The following is an 18,855-nucleotide window of genomic DNA, read 5'->3' on the forward strand; positions in this document are numbered from 1 at the left end:
ATTTATTCATTGAGCAGTCATTAAAATTTCATATTCATCCCGAAAGAATAGACTTTGGCGATCGGATAATAACCGCTGTCATATCCCTGGGTCAATATGCTGTCTGAGTTAGCATCCAGATTTTGTCCTCTGTAAGAAGTGAAGGTGAAAAGATTGTTCCCCACAAAATATAATTGTATTGATTTCACTTTTAAAGCAGAAATTAACTGATCCGGAAGGTTATAAGCCAGCTTTAAAGATCTTAATCTTACATAATCTCCATTTTTAAAGAAAATATTGGATGTCCTTGCTTCTTTCCTGTTATTTGAAAAGTTCATATTAGGCATTGCGTAAATACCGTTGGGATTGGTTACAGCATTATATCGGTTATCAAAATAATATTGCGACGGAACGCCAAACCCTTCTCCGGATTCGGTAATGCTTACCATATCTCCATTGTATATTTTTCTTCCCAGCTCACTGTATAAAGTGAAGTTCAGCTCAAAATTTTTATATTTGAATGAATTGGTAAAACCCAAAACATATTTTGGAATGCCCGAACCAAAGCTTTTCTTATCATTCGTATCGATCTTTCCGTCTTTATTGAGGTCTTCCATGATATAATCTCCCACTAAGGTTCCGGAAATATGTGGCGAGTTGTCAATTTCCGCCTGGGTTTTATACACGCCTGTGATATTGTAACCGTACATTTCAGCAATCGACTCGCCCACTTTTGTGATGGCAAAATTATTGGCTCCGGCTACAATCTGGGTCTGCCCGTTGGCTAAAGCCAGTACTTTATTTTTATTCATTGAAAAGCTGAAATTACTGGTATATTCAAAACTTTCCCTGATACGCACAGGCTTTAAAGACAGCTGTACTTCCAGTCCGTTATTCCTTAGCTTTCCGATATTCTGCAGAGAGGTGCTGTATCCTGATTGCTGCGGAACGGGTACATCGAGAAGTAAACCATCCCTGTTCAGGATGTAATAATCTGCTGAAACATTCAGGTATTTATTAAACAGTCCGAAATCAATTCCGAAGTTTTTAGATTCTGATTTTTCCCATGAAATATTAGGATTCGGAGCGGTGGAAGAACGGTATCCGGGCGCTAAAATCCCTCCAAACACATAATTTTCCTGGGCCATCAAAGAGAGTGCCCCGAAATTCGGGATCTGGTTATTCCCGTTACTTCCCACACTGAATCTTAATTTCAGCGGATCTAAGAATCTGTTTTTAGGAAAGAAATTTTCGTTGCTTAAAGTCCAGGCCAGGGACAGTGCATAAAAATCACCCCATTTGGTATTCACTCCGAAACGGGAAGAGCCATCTCTTCTGTACGACGCCATCAGACTGTATTTTCCCTGATAAGAATAGTTGAATCTCGTAAAATAGGAAATAAGGGTCCATTTATATTGATCTACATCTACTTTAAAAGAAGTTCCGCCTCCGATATTGGTAATGCTGTTATCAGGAAAACCAGCTGCTAAAGTGGTTACTTTATTAGATTCTTCCTGCTGGTAAGATTGCCCTGCAATAGCATTGAATGAGTGGTCGTTGATCTTTTTATCGTACGTCAGTAAATTTTCGATCAGATAATTCTTGGTAATGTATTCGGTTCTGCTGGCTGTTGTAACATCCGGAGCTGCCGTTCTGTAGCTACCGACTGTTGAAGGATCGAAGAAATTATATTCGTAGCTTGTGTAATCTCCGCCTGCAGAGATTTTGTATTTAAAATCTTTCAGAAAACTCCATTCTCCGAATATATTCCCGAATGTTTTAAACAGGGTATATTTTCTTTTCGTCATTTCGGCCATGGCTACCGGATTTTCCACCAAAGCCCCGTCAGTAGGTGTATTCGCTTTGATCTGCTGGGAAATGTTGAGATTTCCGTTGGCATCTCTCGGGGCAAAGAAAGGATACATGGTCGTCGCCATCTGCAGAAGATTGTAGGTACGGCCGCCATTGACCATATCAAAAAGGCTTCCCTGGGCAAAAGACGGGCTCATGGAAACTCCGAATTTCAGATGATCGGTCATGTTGGTAGCCAAATTGATATTCCCTGAATATTTTTCGTAATCCGTTCCTATTAATATTCCTTTCTGGTTCAGATAGCTTCCGGTGAAAGAGTATTTTGTTTTGTCATTTCCTCCCAGAACATTCAGTGAGGTGTTGCTTATCGGGGCTGGTTTTAAAACAATAGAATACCAGTCGGTATCCACCAATCCTTTTTCTTTACGTAAATAAGGGGCAAGATAATCCGGAATCAGCTCTCTCAGACTAGCTCCTTTAGAAACCCTTGTGGCATTATCGTCAGAAGCACTTCTGTTGGCTCCTTTAGAAAGATAGTTATTATCTCTTGCTTCCTTCATGAAAGTGGCCATATCATAGGCATTAACAAACTTTTCGTTGTCACTTCTGGTCTGGATTCCATAGTAAGAATCAAGGGTATATTCCAACTTGCCTTTTTTTCCTTCTTTGGTTTGGATCAAAACCACTCCATTGGCTCCTCTGGATCCGTAGATTGCTGTAGAGGCCGCATCTTTCAGAATATCAATTGAAGCAATTGAATTAGGATCGATAGAATTGAGATTGGTCCCTTCGGTTAGGGGAAATCCATCGACAACAATTAAGGGATTGGCTCCGGCAGTTAAGGTTCCGATACCACGGATACGAATACTGGGTGACGCTCCGGGGTTGGCATTAGCCTGGGTAATCTGAATTCCTGTAGCTTTTCCTGCGATCATATCACCAAAGTTTCCGGAAGCAACTCCTTTCAGGTCTTTTTCTCCTATCGAGGCTATGGATCCTGAGATATCTTTTTTATTTTGTTTCCCATACCCGATCAGTACAACTTCTTCAATTTTTTTCTCCCGCTCTGAAACCGTATCGTTTTTTGAGGCGGAAATTGTATTCAGTTTGTTTTGTACCACTAATCTGCCGGATGTTTTCCTGACTGTAATGATATTATTCTGAATACTGAATTCCACAGGATAATTTTTCTGTAAATAATCAAGGGTTTTCTGTAAAGAACTGTAGTCGATTTTACTGTCATCCACCAGAATATCTTCAAGATCTGAAACGGAATAAAACACCTGAGTTTTTGTTTTTTTGCTGAGCTTCTCCAGGACTTTCGTCATTGGCAGTTCTGCAGCTGCATAGGAAGAATGCAAAGGAAGGTGTATCTCTGATGCATAAGATAATTGGGCTGCGCACAAAATCCCAAGCACAGTAATACTAATTGCTGTTTTTTTCATAAATTCGCAAATGTTAATTTTTAAACTTTTACCGGTTTTTAAATTGAATTAATCAGCATCGATACGCCAATATCGGTGCTTTTTTATTTTAATATGATTTCTTTTTCATTGATTTTTTCTGGTTTAAGATTAAACGGAAAGCTTATTACTGAAAGAACTTCTTTAAGATTTCCGGTAAATGCCCCGCTTACTTTTTTATTTTTAAACTCAGCCGGATATAATATCCTGATATTATAGGTATTTTCGAGCTCCTGGATAGCCTGGGAATAAGCCGAATGATCAAATGTGAAGTTTCTTTGCCTGTCAGGATGGTAATAATGATAATCCTGTCTCTGCCGGTCATTGGTCCAGATTTCTTTGGGCATCAGGTACGTAATCGTACTGCCATGCTCAATCTTTACTTTTCCTTCAAACAGCTCTACTTTTTTCTCTTCAGATTTCTGATCTAAAAAAAACTGTGTCCCCAAAACCTGAACATTAAATTCTCCTGCATTGATCCTGAAAGGCCTCGTCTTATCTTTAGCCACACTGAATTTCCCCTGTCCCGTAAAAACCATTTCCCTGCTTTTTTCACCGAAATTTTTGTTTAACGTAAGTTTACTGTACGGCCTCAGCTCCACCTGACTTCCATCCGGAAGCTTAAATGATTTTCCGTTTTCCAGGGTTTCATAGACATATTTTTTATCAACTCCAGTTTCTGAAGTTGTAGTCATTTTAAAAAGGGCAAAAAGGCTAAAAAGAGGAATCAATACTGCAGCTGCCCAATAGAGTTTCTTTACAGATTTTTTCTTTTCAATTTTCTTTTCGATGCCGGTCCAGATTTTCCGGTCTGTGATATCATCTATCTTATTTTTTTCTTCAAAAGCCGATTTCCAGTTTTTTTCAAATTCTTCTTCTAAACTCATATGGTATGTATTCTCGCTTAAGTTTACAAAGGTTATTTAATCGTAAATACGCAGAAACAGAAAATCGTAAACCTCATTGACTGAGATTTAACAAATAGTTCATATTCGGAGGTGAAAAAATTTAGTGCAGATTAATTTTCAGAAAACTGATGGCCTTGTTGATGTGTTTGCCGATGGCAACTTTAGAAATTTTATTTTCTTTGGCTAATTGGGAATAGCTGAGATTTCCAATTTTGTGCTGAATGAACAGTTCTTTGGTTTTCAGGGGGAGTTTTTCCAGCAGGGATTCTATTTTCGAGATCTGCTCTTCGGTATAAAACTCATCAGTGGTTTCATCTTCATTTTCAGGAATTTCATTTTGATCTGAGGAGACCATTATGAGTTTATTTTTCCGATAGAAATGAGCCACTTCCTGTTTGCTGGTTTTAAAGATAATGGCTTCTATGGCTGACTGATTATTCGCTTTATCCATGTGCTTCCAGACATGTACAAAAATATCTTGCACAACGTCTTCCACATCCTCATCTCTCCGGATGTATTTTCTGACGAAGAAATAAACTCTATGTTTATATTCAGAATATATCTTTTTGAATTGCGCCATTGTGCGTCTGGTAAAAACAGCTCCACAAAAGTATCTATAATAAATTCATCTTGGATTAATGCTATGTTAATTTTGTAAGTGCTGTATAATAACCGCGCTATCAATTAAAAAATGGCAACTATATACTATTTTACACTCATCATTTTTTTATTAACGCAAAGCTTTTTAATCCGATTGCTATATTTAAAAAAAGCAAAGAAAAGCAGCAAAGCTGCTATGAAACATTCCTTTAAAATCTATTTTAATAGATTAAAAAACTTTGATCATCTTAATAAGTCTGATTCATCATTTCCTTTGCGATAAAAACCGATCAAAGAAGCAAGAAAAAATAAGTATAAAATAGTATATAGTTATCTAAAAAATTTATCCTGCATGATCCTTTGGGTATAAAAAATGCCTGTAAAATCTGATTTTACAGGCAGGCTTTTATTATTTTATTTTCATCATCGTAACCAATGACGTGGCTACGTGACTTTCAGAATTTTCATTGTCATTAACAGTGTAGATTTCCGTTCTGATTACAATGATTTTAGTTCCGCCTTTTATTACATATGATTTTGAAACTAAAGCATCTCCCATAGCCGGCCGCAGATAATTGACCTTTAATTCTATGGTAACCACATAGCAATCCTGCTCATAATGGCTTACGGCAGCATATCCTGAAGAAACATCCACCAAGGAAGCGATCATTGCACCGTTGAACATTCCTGCTTTTCTGGTCATCATTTCCATTTTAGGAATTTTAATGGAAACGAAATCCGTTTCCACTTCAAGAAGTTCTGCATTATAGAATTTCAAAGTTTCCGAGCGGCTGAAACTGTCGGTAATGAGTTTCTTTTTTTCTGGCGTCATGGATTTTTATTTATGGTAAAGATATGGACTTATGTTGAAATGTTTTGATTCTGCTTTATGTGACCTCTTAGACAAAGTCCTTTTACTACGGATTCCGCGAATTTGCACTGATATTACTTAAATTTAAATCATTTCTAACCATTAAGATTTTTGAAGAGATTAAGGGGAGTTAAGAAATCATTCTGATTTTAAGATGAGAAAAAATCTTACGCAAAGCAGGCTTAAATATCTTAATAGCTTATCTGAGTTCTTAATGGGTCAAAAATTTTTCACCACGGATTTCACGAATTTGCACAGATGTTTCTAAGCTAAATGACTGAAAGCAGTAAATCTTCACTTTGAGTAGTGTAACAAAATGTATATATCACTTTTAACCATTAAGATTTGTGAAGAGATTAAGGGAAGTTAAGAGAATCATTCTGATTTTAAGATGAGAAAAAACTTAAGCAAAGCAGATTTAAATATCTTAATAGCTTATCTGAATTCTTAACGGTTTAAAGATATCTGTTAAAATTGAAAGGTTAATTTGAGATTGCTTCACCTTCGGTTCGCAATGACGGGATGGTTTACATCTAGTTCAATTCTACAGTGAAATTATCGGATAATGAAAGTGCACCTTCTGTTAAGCCTTCGGGGTGAGTGGTAAAGCCTTTTAATTTTGAAGTTTTCCCTTTCAGGACAAGGTCTAAAAGCTGTTTATCAGAAAGTTTCTTGCCGAAAATTTCAAACGTAACCTTGAAGCCACAGTTTTTAAAATCAGAGCATCCCACAGCTGTTTTTCCTTTTATCAGGGTGTGATCTTTACATTTCGGGCATTTTGTTTCTTCCCAGGTCTGAAGCTCTTTTTTGGGAGCAGGTTCTCTTTTTTTCTTTTCAACTATTTTTTCTTCTTCCTGCAGCTGGATTACTTTTCCTTTTCCGTCCACTACTTTTTTGGTGAGTTCGGTTACCATCTGAATCAGTTCTTCCTTAAACTGGTTGGCTTCATATTCACCGCTTTCAATTTTACGGAGCTTCAATTCCCATTCCCCTGTCAGTTCAGGACTTTTGAGAAGTTCATCCTCGATGGTATCGATCAGCTGAATTCCGGTTTGAGTGGCGATAAGGTTTTTCCTTTTCTTCTCGATATATTTTCGTTTGAAAAGGGTTTCAATAATGTTAGCCCGGGTTGAAGGCCTTCCGATTCCGTTGTTCTTTAATAATTCCCTAAGTTCTTCGTCTTCCACCTGTTTTCCGGCGGTTTCCATCGCTCTCAGTAATGTAGCTTCCGTGTAAGGTTTTGGCGGGGAGGTTTTTCCCTGATGAATCATAGGATCGTGTGGCCCGGTTTCTCCAACGGTAAATTCAGGGATCGTCTGTTCTTCTTCTTTATCTTTTTCTTTATCTGCCGGTTCTTCTTTGGCATCTTTGGCGTAAACGGCTCTCCAGCCCGGCTCAAGAATCTGCCGTCCGCTTGTTTTAAAAGGAATGGTTCCTACCTGTCCTTCCACTAAGGTATTTGAAATTTTACATTCGGGATAAAAAACGGAAATAAAACGTTTGGCAACCAGGTCATAAATCAGTTTTTCTTCCCTGCTCAGATTTTGGGAAGGCGGAATCTCAGTCGGGATGATGGCATGGTGATCTGTCACTTTAGCATCATCAAAAACCGCTTTCGATTTTGGAACAGGAGCTTGTAATAAAGGAGCTACAAGTTCCCGGTAAAAATGCATTTTCTGAAGAATGCCTTCTATTTTCGGATAAAGGCTTTCGGATAGATAAGTGGTATCAACACGCGGATAAGTCACATGCTTTTTTTCGTAGAGACTTTGAATATATTTCAGGGTGTTGTCTGCAGAATACCCGTATTTTTTATTGGCTTCCACCTGAAGTCCGGTAAGATCAAAAAGCCTCGGATTTTTTTCTTTTCCTTCTTTAATTTCAAAAGAGACGATTTCAAAAGGATTTACTTTAAGGTACTCCAAACCTTTTTCTGCACGGTCTAAAGTTTTCAGCCTGTCAATTGCAGCATTAAAGATGACATCCCGGTATTTGGTTTTCAGTTCCCAATATTCTTCAGTGGTGAATGCGTCTATTTCCTTTTGACGCTGGACGAGCATTGCCAGTGTGGGAGTCTGAACTCTTCCGATAGAAAGTACAGCTTTGTTACCACCAAATTTCTTCGTAAACAGTCTGGTCGCATTAATTCCCAGCAGCCAGTCTCCTATTGCTCTTGCATTTCCTGCCAGGTATAAGTTTTTATAATCTTCTGCGGGTTTCAGGCTTTCAAAACCTTCTTTAATGGCTTCTTCGGTAAGGGATGAGATCCAGAGACGCTGAACGGGTTTATTGCATTTTGCTTTCTGCAATACCCAGCGCTGAATAAGCTCCCCTTCCTGTCCGGCATCACCACAGTTAATGACTTCATCACATTCTCCGACCAGCTTTTCAATAATACTGAACTGATTTTCTACGCCTTTATTCGGAATAAGTTTTATTCCAAAATTCTTTGGGATGATGGGCAGGAAAATCAGGCTCCATGATTTGAGTTCCGGGCCGTAGTCGTGGGGTTCTTTAAGGGTGCAAAGGTGGCCGAACGTCCATGTCACACAGTATCCGTTTCCTTCCATATAGCCCTGTTTCGGTGTTGTGGCACCCAATACTTTAGCTATATCTCTGGCAACGCTCGGCTTTTCTGCAATACAAAGTTTCATGAATATTCGGAATTATCGGAAGGGGTGCAAATTTCAGCATTTTTTTTGACTTTTCCCTGATGGATTTCAGAAAAAACCGTTAATGCCAAATTACAGCTGTGCCTGTGGGCTTGCAATAATCTGAACGTCACCCTGTTTCAGCAAGGTTCCGTTACCGACACGCATAGAATCCAGTTTAAAGGTAGAATAATAAGTATCCGGAACTTTAAACCATAAATATACATTGGAATCTGATCCCACATATTGCCCGGCGGTAATTGATGTGCTGATATTAACGTGAGTTTTGCTTTTAATCACCGAGTTCATAGGCTGATAACAGTATCCCACCCAGGTTACATCTATAATATCCGCGCCATTAAAGTCGTATCCTGTAGCTTTGATATGAAACATGGCACTGTGAGTATTGACTTTATAGGGTAATTTTATATGAAAAATATTATTGCTGCTTTCTGCTGTAAAAAACTTTGCAATTCCCTCCCTGGTACTTCCTACATCAGTAGGTCCTTCAAGATCTAAGGTAACATTCCCGGATTGCCCGTTAATAGTCTGCACAAAGGTGCTTAAACCCATATTATTTCTGATGTCCTGTAATGATATCTGAGTAATGAGAGCTCCATTTTTTGACCTTAGGCGTAAATAGCCGTCTTCTGTATTGATATTTTCTATAAGCCTTGCGAGTTCCGGACCATCCAAATGGGCGAAACTGTCGAGCAAATCCCCGAACTGATCTTGTGTAGGCCTTTTGCCTATCTTAAAATATTCTTTTAATTGTATTAATGTTTTTTTAGCCATTGTTTAATTTTTTAAATTTCCAACTTCTCTATTTTGAAAAATCACATGAAGAACAAGCTTTCCTATTTCTGAAGTAAGCTTATCTGAGAATCTCTCATTGAGATTTTGTTTCCATCTTTTTTACTAAAGAAATTTCCGGAAGATGGTTTTCCCTGAATGAGATTGCCATCTTCCGAATATTCCTCAAATTAATCTGATGTTAAGATGAATTGTTGTCTTCTATTAAGACTCAACTGCTTCTGAAAATCTTGTTATTGAACTTATATTGAGAGATAAATTTGCGTCTGTATACGTCGTTACTGCTTCCAGAATATATCCGTTGGGTGCAGCTATTGACGCTGAATCAGCAATCGTATCACATAATACGGAAAACTCTCCTGTTGTCTGCTGGGGAGCAAGTGTGATTACTCCGCCCATAACGGTAAACCCGCTTACAGGATTTCTGAGTCTGAGATACAGCGTTTGTGTTTCTGTCAATGATGTCGTTCTACCGGAAAAATTACCGATAATTCTCCATCTATGATTCTGGCCTGAAACCGGGTTTTCAATTAATCTTCCTGCAAATGATGTAGAGCCACCGTTTCTTGTCGAATCAAACACTCCTTTATAATTATTGGGTGTGCTGTTCGGATACTTTGTTGTTGGTGAGTCTGCAATAGTTGGAGTTGCACTGCCAATATTCAGCTGTTTATAGGTATTTGCTGTAAAATTAGATGCAGTCAGCCCCGTATATGTTATTTTTACCTGCCCGGATTCATTTTTTCTTGCAAAAGCAGTATTCCAGTTATTGATGGTTTGCTGGGAGAAGTCGTTGGAATCCCAATCTTTTGCCCATGAAGACCACGTTCCGTTATAATAATATCTTCTGTAAGAGTCATTATTTCCTGCATAGGTATTATATTCCTGAACAATATTTGTTCCTGTCGCAAAAACTTTTAACAGGCCGGCTAACGCCACAGGATGATTATTTTCCGGAGTGGCATTGACGTTTCCGCCCTGCACCCAATATCCTGGTGTAATAACCGTATTCAAATTAACATTTCCTACCAATCCTCTATATAACAGGCCTTGTGTAAAAGCATCATTCCACTGACTTGAATTACCATGGTTTAAAGTACTTATGGTACCGGTGGTGTTAATTTTCACTACTTCAGTAGGAGTAACTACAGCCCCAAAACTACCACTAGCCGGTGCAAAATTAAATGAAAAACTCTTATGATTATTAACAGTAAGAGCCAATGAATTCAAACTTCCTCTCGGTTGAATAAAATCAGTTCCATTAAACTGAAGATTATGAGCTACCCATAACCCATAACCTTGTGTAGAATTTGCAAGATTGGTATGAAATATCGCAGAACCTGTTGCTGTTTGAGAACCAAAGTATAGATTATAAGAATCCAGATACTGGGTATTTGCAGGATTAATTACTATCTGGCCTGCACTTACTGTGTCTCCCTGAGGTCTTAAATAAATAATCCCCGCAGGTGTATCGCCTGATAAAATCAGACTGTTGGTATTGGTTCTGATTCTATTAACTCCTGTTCTCTGAATTGTCAGCTCTCCGGACTTTGAATTTATGGTTCCTGTAAGATCTACATTTCCTCTGGTATAGGAACTCCCTACAACATCTAATGCATAGCCTGTTGTAGGAACTGTTGAGGCACTTGCTCCAATGGCAACTCTTTGATCTGATGTCCATCTTATCGCGTTTTTGCCATTGTAAGTTGCACCACCAATATATCCCCAGCTCAGTGTAACCACTCCTGTATCAGATACATTTCCAAAATACCCAAATGCATCTACATCTCCATTAGAACCTATAAGCTTTGTAAAATATCTTGAAAATCCTGAGTTAACTTTCATATCAGACATATCCCTTGAAATCCAGTTTGTACTCGTATTTCCAAGATTAATTGTTCCTGTCATTTTTCCACCTGCCAGAGGCAGATAAGCTGCCGGATTAAATGAATCCAGGTGTATGTAGCTATCTAAAAGATCTCCGAACTGGCTTTCTGTAGGTCTTTTACCTGCTTTAAAGTTGTTCTTTAATTCTGTGATTGGTTTTTTAGCCATGATTTAATTTTGATTTTAAATTTTCAATTTCTTTATTTTGAGAAATCATATAAAGGGTAAGCTCTTCTATTTTCTGAAGCAGCTTTATCTGAAATTCTCCAACTGACAGCCCCTTTTCTGTCATTTCCTGTGCAGATGGAATTTCAGGAAGGTGATTTTTTTCTGAGATGAATTTCTCAAGATCCTGCACATTTCTCAGATTATAGTCTGCAGCAAAAACAAAATCGGCAGTAGGCGTTGTAGAAACCAGAAATTCCTTCGCTTCTACTTTTCCCTGGAATGCTGCATTGCCATCGGATGCAAATCTTGCCACTTCATTTTGATTCACTCTCACTGCCATTGCTCTGATATCACCGCTACCGCCTCTTACTATTCCCAGATCAGCTGTATCGTTATACCATGTGAAACGCAGCATTGAATTCATCGTGTTTACGGTGTTGGCGGCTTCCACGAACTTTATTGTTTTAGGCTCACCTCCGAATCTGACATCCAGTTTGCTCTCCGGGTTTGTTGTTCCGATCCCGATGTTTCCGTTGGCAGTAATGGTATTTCTGACCTGTCCGTTGGTAATGAAATTAATTGCTCCGAAAGTGTCACTCAATCCATTATTTACGATATTAAAATCACTGTAGTTTCCATATCTGAATCCTGAGCCCGTGTATCCGGAATTGACCTCCAAATCAGCGCTTGAATGGTATTTTATTGTTATCTTATTGCTGCCGCCTGCTGCTTCATTCCTGTCAAATAATCCCGAAGTATAATCCACATCTCCCCGATTATCAGGAGCTTTTACATGAAATTTTGCTTCAGGAAGTGGTGTACCAACTCCTACATTCCCTTCATTGTTTACTTTCAATCCTATTTTTGCACTTTCTGATGAAAAAGTATTTCCCACCCATAGATCCCATTCGTTTGTCATTGGCTGACGCACAACGGCTTCGGTGGTATTACCCCTATTATCCAATGCCTGCCACGACTGATTTTTATTAATAGCTCTTACTTTAATAACCACCTGCATTTTTGATTCTGTATTACCGCGTATTTTTAAGGCTCTTACTCTAAATTTAGATAAGCCGCCATTAACATCTACTGTAAAACACACATTATCATTTCCATCTACATAATTATTTTTATTAATGGTTCCGCATTCTCTCCACAAATCGTGATTAGAGTGTGAAGCTGATGCTATATGGGTAGCTGCTGATGCTATATTACCTCTGGTATAAGCAATTGATATTTCGTAAAAACCTGATGCGTTAGCTGCTATGGATCCGAATCCCAAAAACTCTACATAATCCCCTACCTGATAATTGGCAGGAAATTCAAGTTTCGTTTCATATTCAGATGATTTTAAGTTAACGAATTCATTGTTATCTAAATGAACATAGCTATCGATAAGATCATCAAACTGACCTTCCGTAGGCCGTTTACCGGCCTCGAAATAGTCTTTTAGTTCTGTGATTGTTTTTTTTGCCATGATTTAACTTTTAAATATTAGGCCTTACGATAAATGTTCCCTGCAGGATCATTCCGTCTAATCCGTTTGATGAGATCCCGCCGATATCCGACCAGGTTTCTTCTTTGTAAATTGTCAGGATTTTCTCTTCCGTACTGATCATATTCGATGTATTTTCAGAAACCATTTTGAAATGGTGATACAACATATTTCCATCTGCATCTTTGATCTGCATAGGATCCATATTCAATTTTTCCAATGGTAAGAAGAACTCATTTACCGTCAGGTCAAATGTTTCTTTCAGCTTCCACTCTTCAATGTTGGTAACCGGATTATTTTCCAAAAGGTATAAGTTCGCTTTTGAAATGTCTTTAGCATCGGTATTAATCCTTGCTATTTCTTTCCAGTTCCCCTGATTATTCAGCTTATAGAGATGGTATTTCCCTTTGTAACAAACCTGATCCCATGATAAAATCACCGTATCAATAAAATCTGACACTACAGGTTCGGAATGATATCTCAGTTCCGGAGCCGGCGGATTATAATTTTCCACCAAAGTAGATACAAATACTTTTGAAGGGAGTGACGGAGCCTGCTCTACCACAACTTCAGAAACCGGAGGATTCACAAAATAATTGGTCACAGAATATTCCACTTTTCTTGAAACTACCACACGATAGAAGAGTAAATCTCCATAAGGCTTGGTTTCAAAGCCTTCAAAATCATCATAGATCACCCAAGAACCGTTATTGGCATCAATTTCCACATCAGCAATATCCAGGTCTTTAATCATTTCCATACTCAGGATAGAATCGGCATCCAGTTTATTGGTCGCTCTGTACAGCGTCACTTTATTGATCTTATGAACTTCCGGGTAAGGGTTGATTTCCACTCTTACGCCTGCAGAAATTCCCAGGGTTGCATTATCAACAACAGGTAACAGACTCAGAATTTTCGCCGGTTCCGCAGGGTTGGTATTCACCAGCTTGATCGGACCTAAAAATGTACTGAATTCTCCCATCTGCATCTGATTACCCATTTCTCTTACTCCGTAGAAGTAGAAGTTATCTGAAGCACCATCCAGTGCAAAATCCGTAAATAATGTTGAATGATTCGGAGCCTGGCTGTACACTGCTGCCATGGGTGCCATATCAAAATCAGCATGAGTGGTCGGCAATAAATAACCTGCTGCATCACGGATGGTCTGCTTCTTATTTTTCGGTCTGTGTCCTAAAGGATCTGTAAAGCTCAGATTCTTAATATGCTGATAGATCATTGGAACTTCCGTAAGCGGTAAGAAACAATTGAAAATTCTTTCTTTGATAAACTGCCCGAAGCTCAGCTCATCTGAAATGGTCGGGATTGCTTTGATAATGATCTGATTGAATTTTTTATGCCCTCTGTCAGCTTCTACCAATTTATCATTGTAATAGGCAGTACCCGGTAATAAATCATAAAAATCATTATGCTCTTCAATAAATGCATTGATCTCATCGAAGAAATGCTCACTGTCAGGAAGTGGTAACTTATATTGTAATGGGCCTACATCAGGAAGAAGCGCATATTCTGTACTCACATTATTGGTAAGCATATCAAAATCTACAAAATTCATCCATCTGTCATTAAAAAATACTTCATCAGTACCGCCCAATGCATTAAGGTTTTGTTTGATATTCTTTATTGTTTCCTGTTCATATAAAGCAGCCAGTAAAAGACCGTTATTTGCTCTGAAATACTGTGTAGCATATGGTTTATGGGTAAATTCCGTAATAAAGCTGTACGTAGATTTACCGAATTTATCAGGTCTTGTCGCATACTTTGAACCCGTGGGCTGTTTTGGCGGATATGGCTCTACAATCCTGTTGGCAAACAATACTGTAGGAATACTGAATTTAGATTTGTATTTAGCACCCTGCATATCAAGAGTGTCGTTATCCACACTTTTGAAACCGAAAACAGAATATCTTACATCTTCATCTCCTGAAGGTAAAATAGCATCTTCAATTAGGTTATTCGCAACATTCTTATATAGATACACCTTATATGACGGATAATAATTGACTTTTACGTCTGTTCCGGTCACAGGATCCGTCAGTTTAGGATCGGTATTCCCTACCTCAAGGAATTTTGGCAGATGGGTTACATCATCCTCTATAACTTCAAAGTTTTCGTCATAAACATACAAGACCAGATCATTATTGGTTCCGATATTTTCTGTTCGCACCACTTTGAAAATCGATCTTGATTCCGTAGGTTCTCCGTTATTATAATCAAGGTTGGTAAACATTCTTACAATACCGTTTAACCATTCTACAGAGTTTAAATTGGAGAAAAACTGTGGATGCTGAGCCATTTTAAATCCCGGGAACGTAATTTTATAAACTCCCTGGTGTACAAACGGCTGAGTATCCGGATAGTCAATTACGGTTCCTAAGCTGTTCTGATATTTTGTTATTTTCTCAAAATATTTTTCTACGGTAGCCTGTTTCCAGAAACCCCTGCTTTTTTCAAGATATCTTTGAGGTGTTCCGTTGGCTTGCGGCATACTGATTATTTCCCTGTGTACGCTCCAGTCATTTGTACCGATTTTCACTTTCAGGGAATTCGGGTTTTTAGTGCCCCATGTAGAGGTATTCTGCATGTTTTCTGTCACATTAAATAGACCTTCTGTAGACGGATTGATCACAGGAAGCGTTAAACTTGCCTGATCAATCAGAGGAGTTGTACCTGCAATAATCGCTTCACTGGCTGCTTTTTTGAAGACTGTAAAAACAAGTCCTGCGGGAGCCTGAGTGATCCCGTTGATGATATAACTGTCAGATCCCATTAAGAATATACTTCCGATAAAATCATTGATCGTTGTTCCTGCAGGAATTTCAGATTTGAATGTCTCCTGCTGAATTGAAGGCTGTGGTTGTGGCCCTCCCGGAACGTTACCAAGAGTAGCTCCTGAACCAGGAACAACATAATCTTTTGTTTTAATAACAGCCAGTAACTGATTGGCAGGATGAGCTTCTACGGCAAATGCCTGGGCTGAAATAATTTTCGGTGTATAGTTTCTGAAATAAATTTCAACCTCATCTGCAAATACTTCCTTATTATCAGGAAAGAGTGTATTCGGATCCATATAATCATCATTGGATAAAGGAGAATCAAACGGAATTGAATATCCTATCCCATCCTGATAAATATGATAATCATAAGTAAGCCTTACCAATGTTTTATCCGTATCAGTGATAGCTTTTAAACGCTTCTGATCATCCTGGGTAGTAAAGGTAGGCGGAAACTCTTTCTGAATATTAAATGCCGTAGTTCCGGAAGGCGGCAACAGTTTATTGGCCGGCTTAATCTCCGTATCAATCGACAATTCGGTTTCTCCTAACTGAGCTCTCGAGAACCAGTTGATTCCATATCCTTTGTAATAATAGGTACCGCTTTTATCCTGTTTATGCATATATAATGGCACATATGTATCAGGAATCTGAATCGGCAGTGTTTCAAAAGAATCTCCCCCGTTGCTTGTATTATCTATATTCTTATACTGCGTGTCGTGGGAAAGCTCAGGTTTTACCCAGATGTAATCATCGGTTTCTCCCGGCTCTACCAGACGGTATTCTAGGCCTGCGTATACCGGATTGGTAAATGATGAGGCATCAAATTTCACATAGGATTCAAAAAATGTCGGATTGACCTGGAAATCAGGAATCTGATTATTGTAAACACTGATGTAACGGTATTTTCCATCTGAAGAATAGCCTTCACTGTTATATAAATTCGCAGAATTAGGATTATTGGAATCCATTCCTTTGGAAAGCTTCATCAGGTTGACAGGCAAAGACAGCCTTTCGATTTCCGTAGAAACCGGAAGAGACATGGAAAGCAACTGATAGCTTTTGTCAGAACTATTAATATCTACATTTTTATTGGTGTAATATTCTGCGATATAAATAAATTCACTTCCGAATGTATCATCTTTGATATCAAGATGCCCAAGTCCCAGCATTCTGGCTACGTGATAATCCAGTGCTGCAATATTCAGCATATCTAAATTGGAAACCTGCGTTTCACCATCTTCAGGCGGATCATTGGTAATATCTACAAAAGGATCTGTACCGGAAGGGGCAAAATTAAAATCGATCGTTTCATATGCTTTCGGATTCGGCTGGGCATCACTTAATGCCACATAGTTTTTGACTACAGTGAAAATATCCCTGTCTAACGGCCCCTGGGAAGGATGTTCCCATTTTTTCATGTAATTGTCTACATTGGTGTAGGCTCCATCGTTGTATCTTAACCATTTTCCGTTTACCGGGTTGGTATCCGGCTGTGGTTCCAGCCTGTCAAAGACTTCATGATCATTGGTCGTTAAAGAGAATTCTCCCTGTAATTTCCATGCGTTTGCATTGTTTCTGCTGATGATAAAATCCGAATAGAATTCAAATTCAATGACCTGGGTATAACAATCTGTTGCTCTGAAACGTAGTGTTTTACCATTTTCAGCATTGAAATAAGCATCGCCTATTTCATTACCCGAATAAGGTTTTCTGTACGTAAGGTGCTGCTGGGAAACCGAATTATTTTCGGACACCGAAAGCGCTTCCACTTCCAGATAAGAAGATGACTGATAATTATTGACTTTTAATCGTGCTGCAAAGAAAAGGTCTGTTTTACACTGAACTTCAATAATTTCGTTACCGTATTTTTCAACAAATTTTAACGGCTCAATAAGTGGATTAATGATTTGTTTTACCTGGTTGTATACTGCTTTGTTCTTAAAATAAACATAGATCATCCTGGTATTGCCGTTGGCTTTATACACCCACATTTTCTGGTTGTCATCCACCAACTGCGGAGCAACCGAAAAATCTAAGGTAAATACCGATTTCACATACGGAGTCCTGTATATTCTGACAAAATCATCAGGCTTGTTGAAATTATAGGCTGTAGAAGCCAGGTTTCCTTTCGGCAAATGGTTTTCGCCCAGCTTTCCACCGAAGCTCCATCTCAAATGGATTCCTTTGGCACTGTCTTCGCCTCTTGACCCTGCACCCTGAAGATAGAAATTAGGGGTCTGCAATCCGGAAAACTCATTAAAAACAATAGATGTTCCGCCGCCTGTATCACAAACATCTTCACCAGTGTAAGAAGCCGGAACTACTTTAATGTCATTCTTCTCTATTTTATAAGGCATATCTATAAGCTGAAGAGCGGTATCCTCCATTTTCTGTTCAAAAACAGAGCTTCTCCAGAATTCTATCGGAAACGATTTACAGTTATCAATAGCCTGATCTATATATCCTGAATAATTAGTAGAACCTATCGTTCCACGGATCAGGACATTGGTGTTTACGATCTGATCCATAGCCATTGTTGTTACATCAAGCTGCTTTACAAACTGGTGTACAAAATCATATGTAGAATGTACGATTTCATTTTTATCATTGTACACATAGAAATAATCGGGACCGAATGTGAAAGAGGTTTTTTTATTGACATTCAGCAAATAATAAGCGCCCCATTGTTCATCAGCCAGCATTAAAACCGGCTTGTCAATCCATAAACCTGATACATATAATTTATTATTGGCATAATAAACGCCGTCTAAAGTGATCGGTGTAACACTGTCAAAAAGAAAACTGTATTTAGCATCGAGGATATTAAGCATCGGATCCAGCCTGAATAAAAAACCCTGTTTCTCTTCTTTCAGGACCTGGTTTCCACAGATGGCCAGTGTTTCACTGTATCTTGTAAAACCTTCCACTTCAAAACCGGCATCACCGCCATATACTGAGATTTCCTTCTTTTTACTGACATTTCCTTCTTCATCTAATGATAAAATATAGCTTCGTCTGTTTTCCTCATTCAGATAAACAAGGAAAATAAGATTCTCAAGAGTTTCCAGAAACAAAGCATTTTTAACTACTGCATCCGGGAAACTTTTATACCAGATAAATTCCCCGTCTTCGTCAATACGTAAGATAAAAGGGATACTTCCATTTTCCAGACCGGTTAGCAAGTAACCGGTTTGGAAAGGAGTTATTTTTTTAAAAACAATATGCCTTTCTGGCATGGAGTAAGTTTTGTTCCACAGAAGACTTCCGTTTTCTTTGAGAACTGTGATTATTCCTTCTTCGTTTTTTCTACCTGCATGAAATATCTTCCCATTGTGTGCATAGGTAAAATTGATATTGACATCAGACGTATTGTAATTATGATATTTAAAAAAACTCATTTTTGTGACTTAATT

9 protein-coding genes are annotated in these 18,855 nt (G+C 38.4%); all 9 read right to left on the bottom strand.

Annotated features, from left to right (window positions below):
* Positions 1-20: 20 nt before the first annotated feature.
* Positions 21-3,236, bottom strand: a complete 3,216-nt coding sequence (locus tag AB8P06_RS12635; protein ID WP_369842252.1) for a SusC/RagA family TonB-linked outer membrane protein — start codon at positions 3,234-3,236, stop codon at positions 21-23.
* Between the two features lie 83 nt (positions 3,237-3,319).
* Positions 3,320-4,141, bottom strand: coding sequence for a FecR family protein (locus AB8P06_RS12640; RefSeq protein WP_369842254.1), 822 nt, complete (start codon positions 4,139-4,141; stop codon positions 3,320-3,322).
* 121 nt (positions 4,142-4,262) lie between these two features.
* Positions 4,263-4,742, bottom strand: coding sequence for an RNA polymerase sigma factor (locus AB8P06_RS12645; RefSeq protein WP_369842256.1), 480 nt, complete (start codon positions 4,740-4,742; stop codon positions 4,263-4,265).
* Positions 4,743-5,171: 429 nt separating this feature from the next.
* Entirely contained in the window at positions 5,172-5,594 is a 423-nt protein-coding gene (locus tag AB8P06_RS12650) for a PaaI family thioesterase (RefSeq protein WP_369842258.1), read from the bottom strand.
* Positions 5,595-6,166: 572 nt separating this feature from the next.
* Complete coding sequence (locus AB8P06_RS12655) at positions 6,167-8,287, bottom strand: type IA DNA topoisomerase (protein ID WP_369842260.1); 2,121 nt, start codon at positions 8,285-8,287, stop codon at positions 6,167-6,169.
* Between the two features lie 90 nt (positions 8,288-8,377).
* Entirely contained in the window at positions 8,378-9,079 is a 702-nt protein-coding gene (locus AB8P06_RS12660; protein WP_369842261.1) for a hypothetical protein, read from the bottom strand.
* A 222-nt stretch (positions 9,080-9,301) separates the two neighbouring features.
* Positions 9,302-11,152 (bottom strand): hypothetical protein, encoded by a 1,851-nt coding sequence (locus AB8P06_RS12665; protein ID WP_369842263.1) that lies wholly within the window; start codon positions 11,150-11,152, stop codon positions 9,302-9,304.
* Complete coding sequence (locus AB8P06_RS12670) at positions 11,145-12,629, bottom strand: hypothetical protein (protein ID WP_369842264.1); 1,485 nt, start codon at positions 12,627-12,629, stop codon at positions 11,145-11,147. Before AB8P06_RS12670 ends, AB8P06_RS12665 begins: the two co-directional genes overlap by 8 nt.
* 10 nt (positions 12,630-12,639) lie before the next feature.
* Positions 12,640-18,840 (bottom strand): hypothetical protein, encoded by a 6,201-nt coding sequence (locus tag AB8P06_RS12675; RefSeq protein ID WP_369842266.1) that lies wholly within the window; start codon positions 18,838-18,840, stop codon positions 12,640-12,642.
* Positions 18,841-18,855: the final 15 nt, after the last annotated feature.

Origin of the sequence: Chryseobacterium tongliaonense, from assembly GCF_041224435.1 — a bacterium.
Taxonomy (GTDB): Bacteria; Bacteroidota; Bacteroidia; order Flavobacteriales; family Weeksellaceae; genus Chryseobacterium; species Chryseobacterium tongliaoense.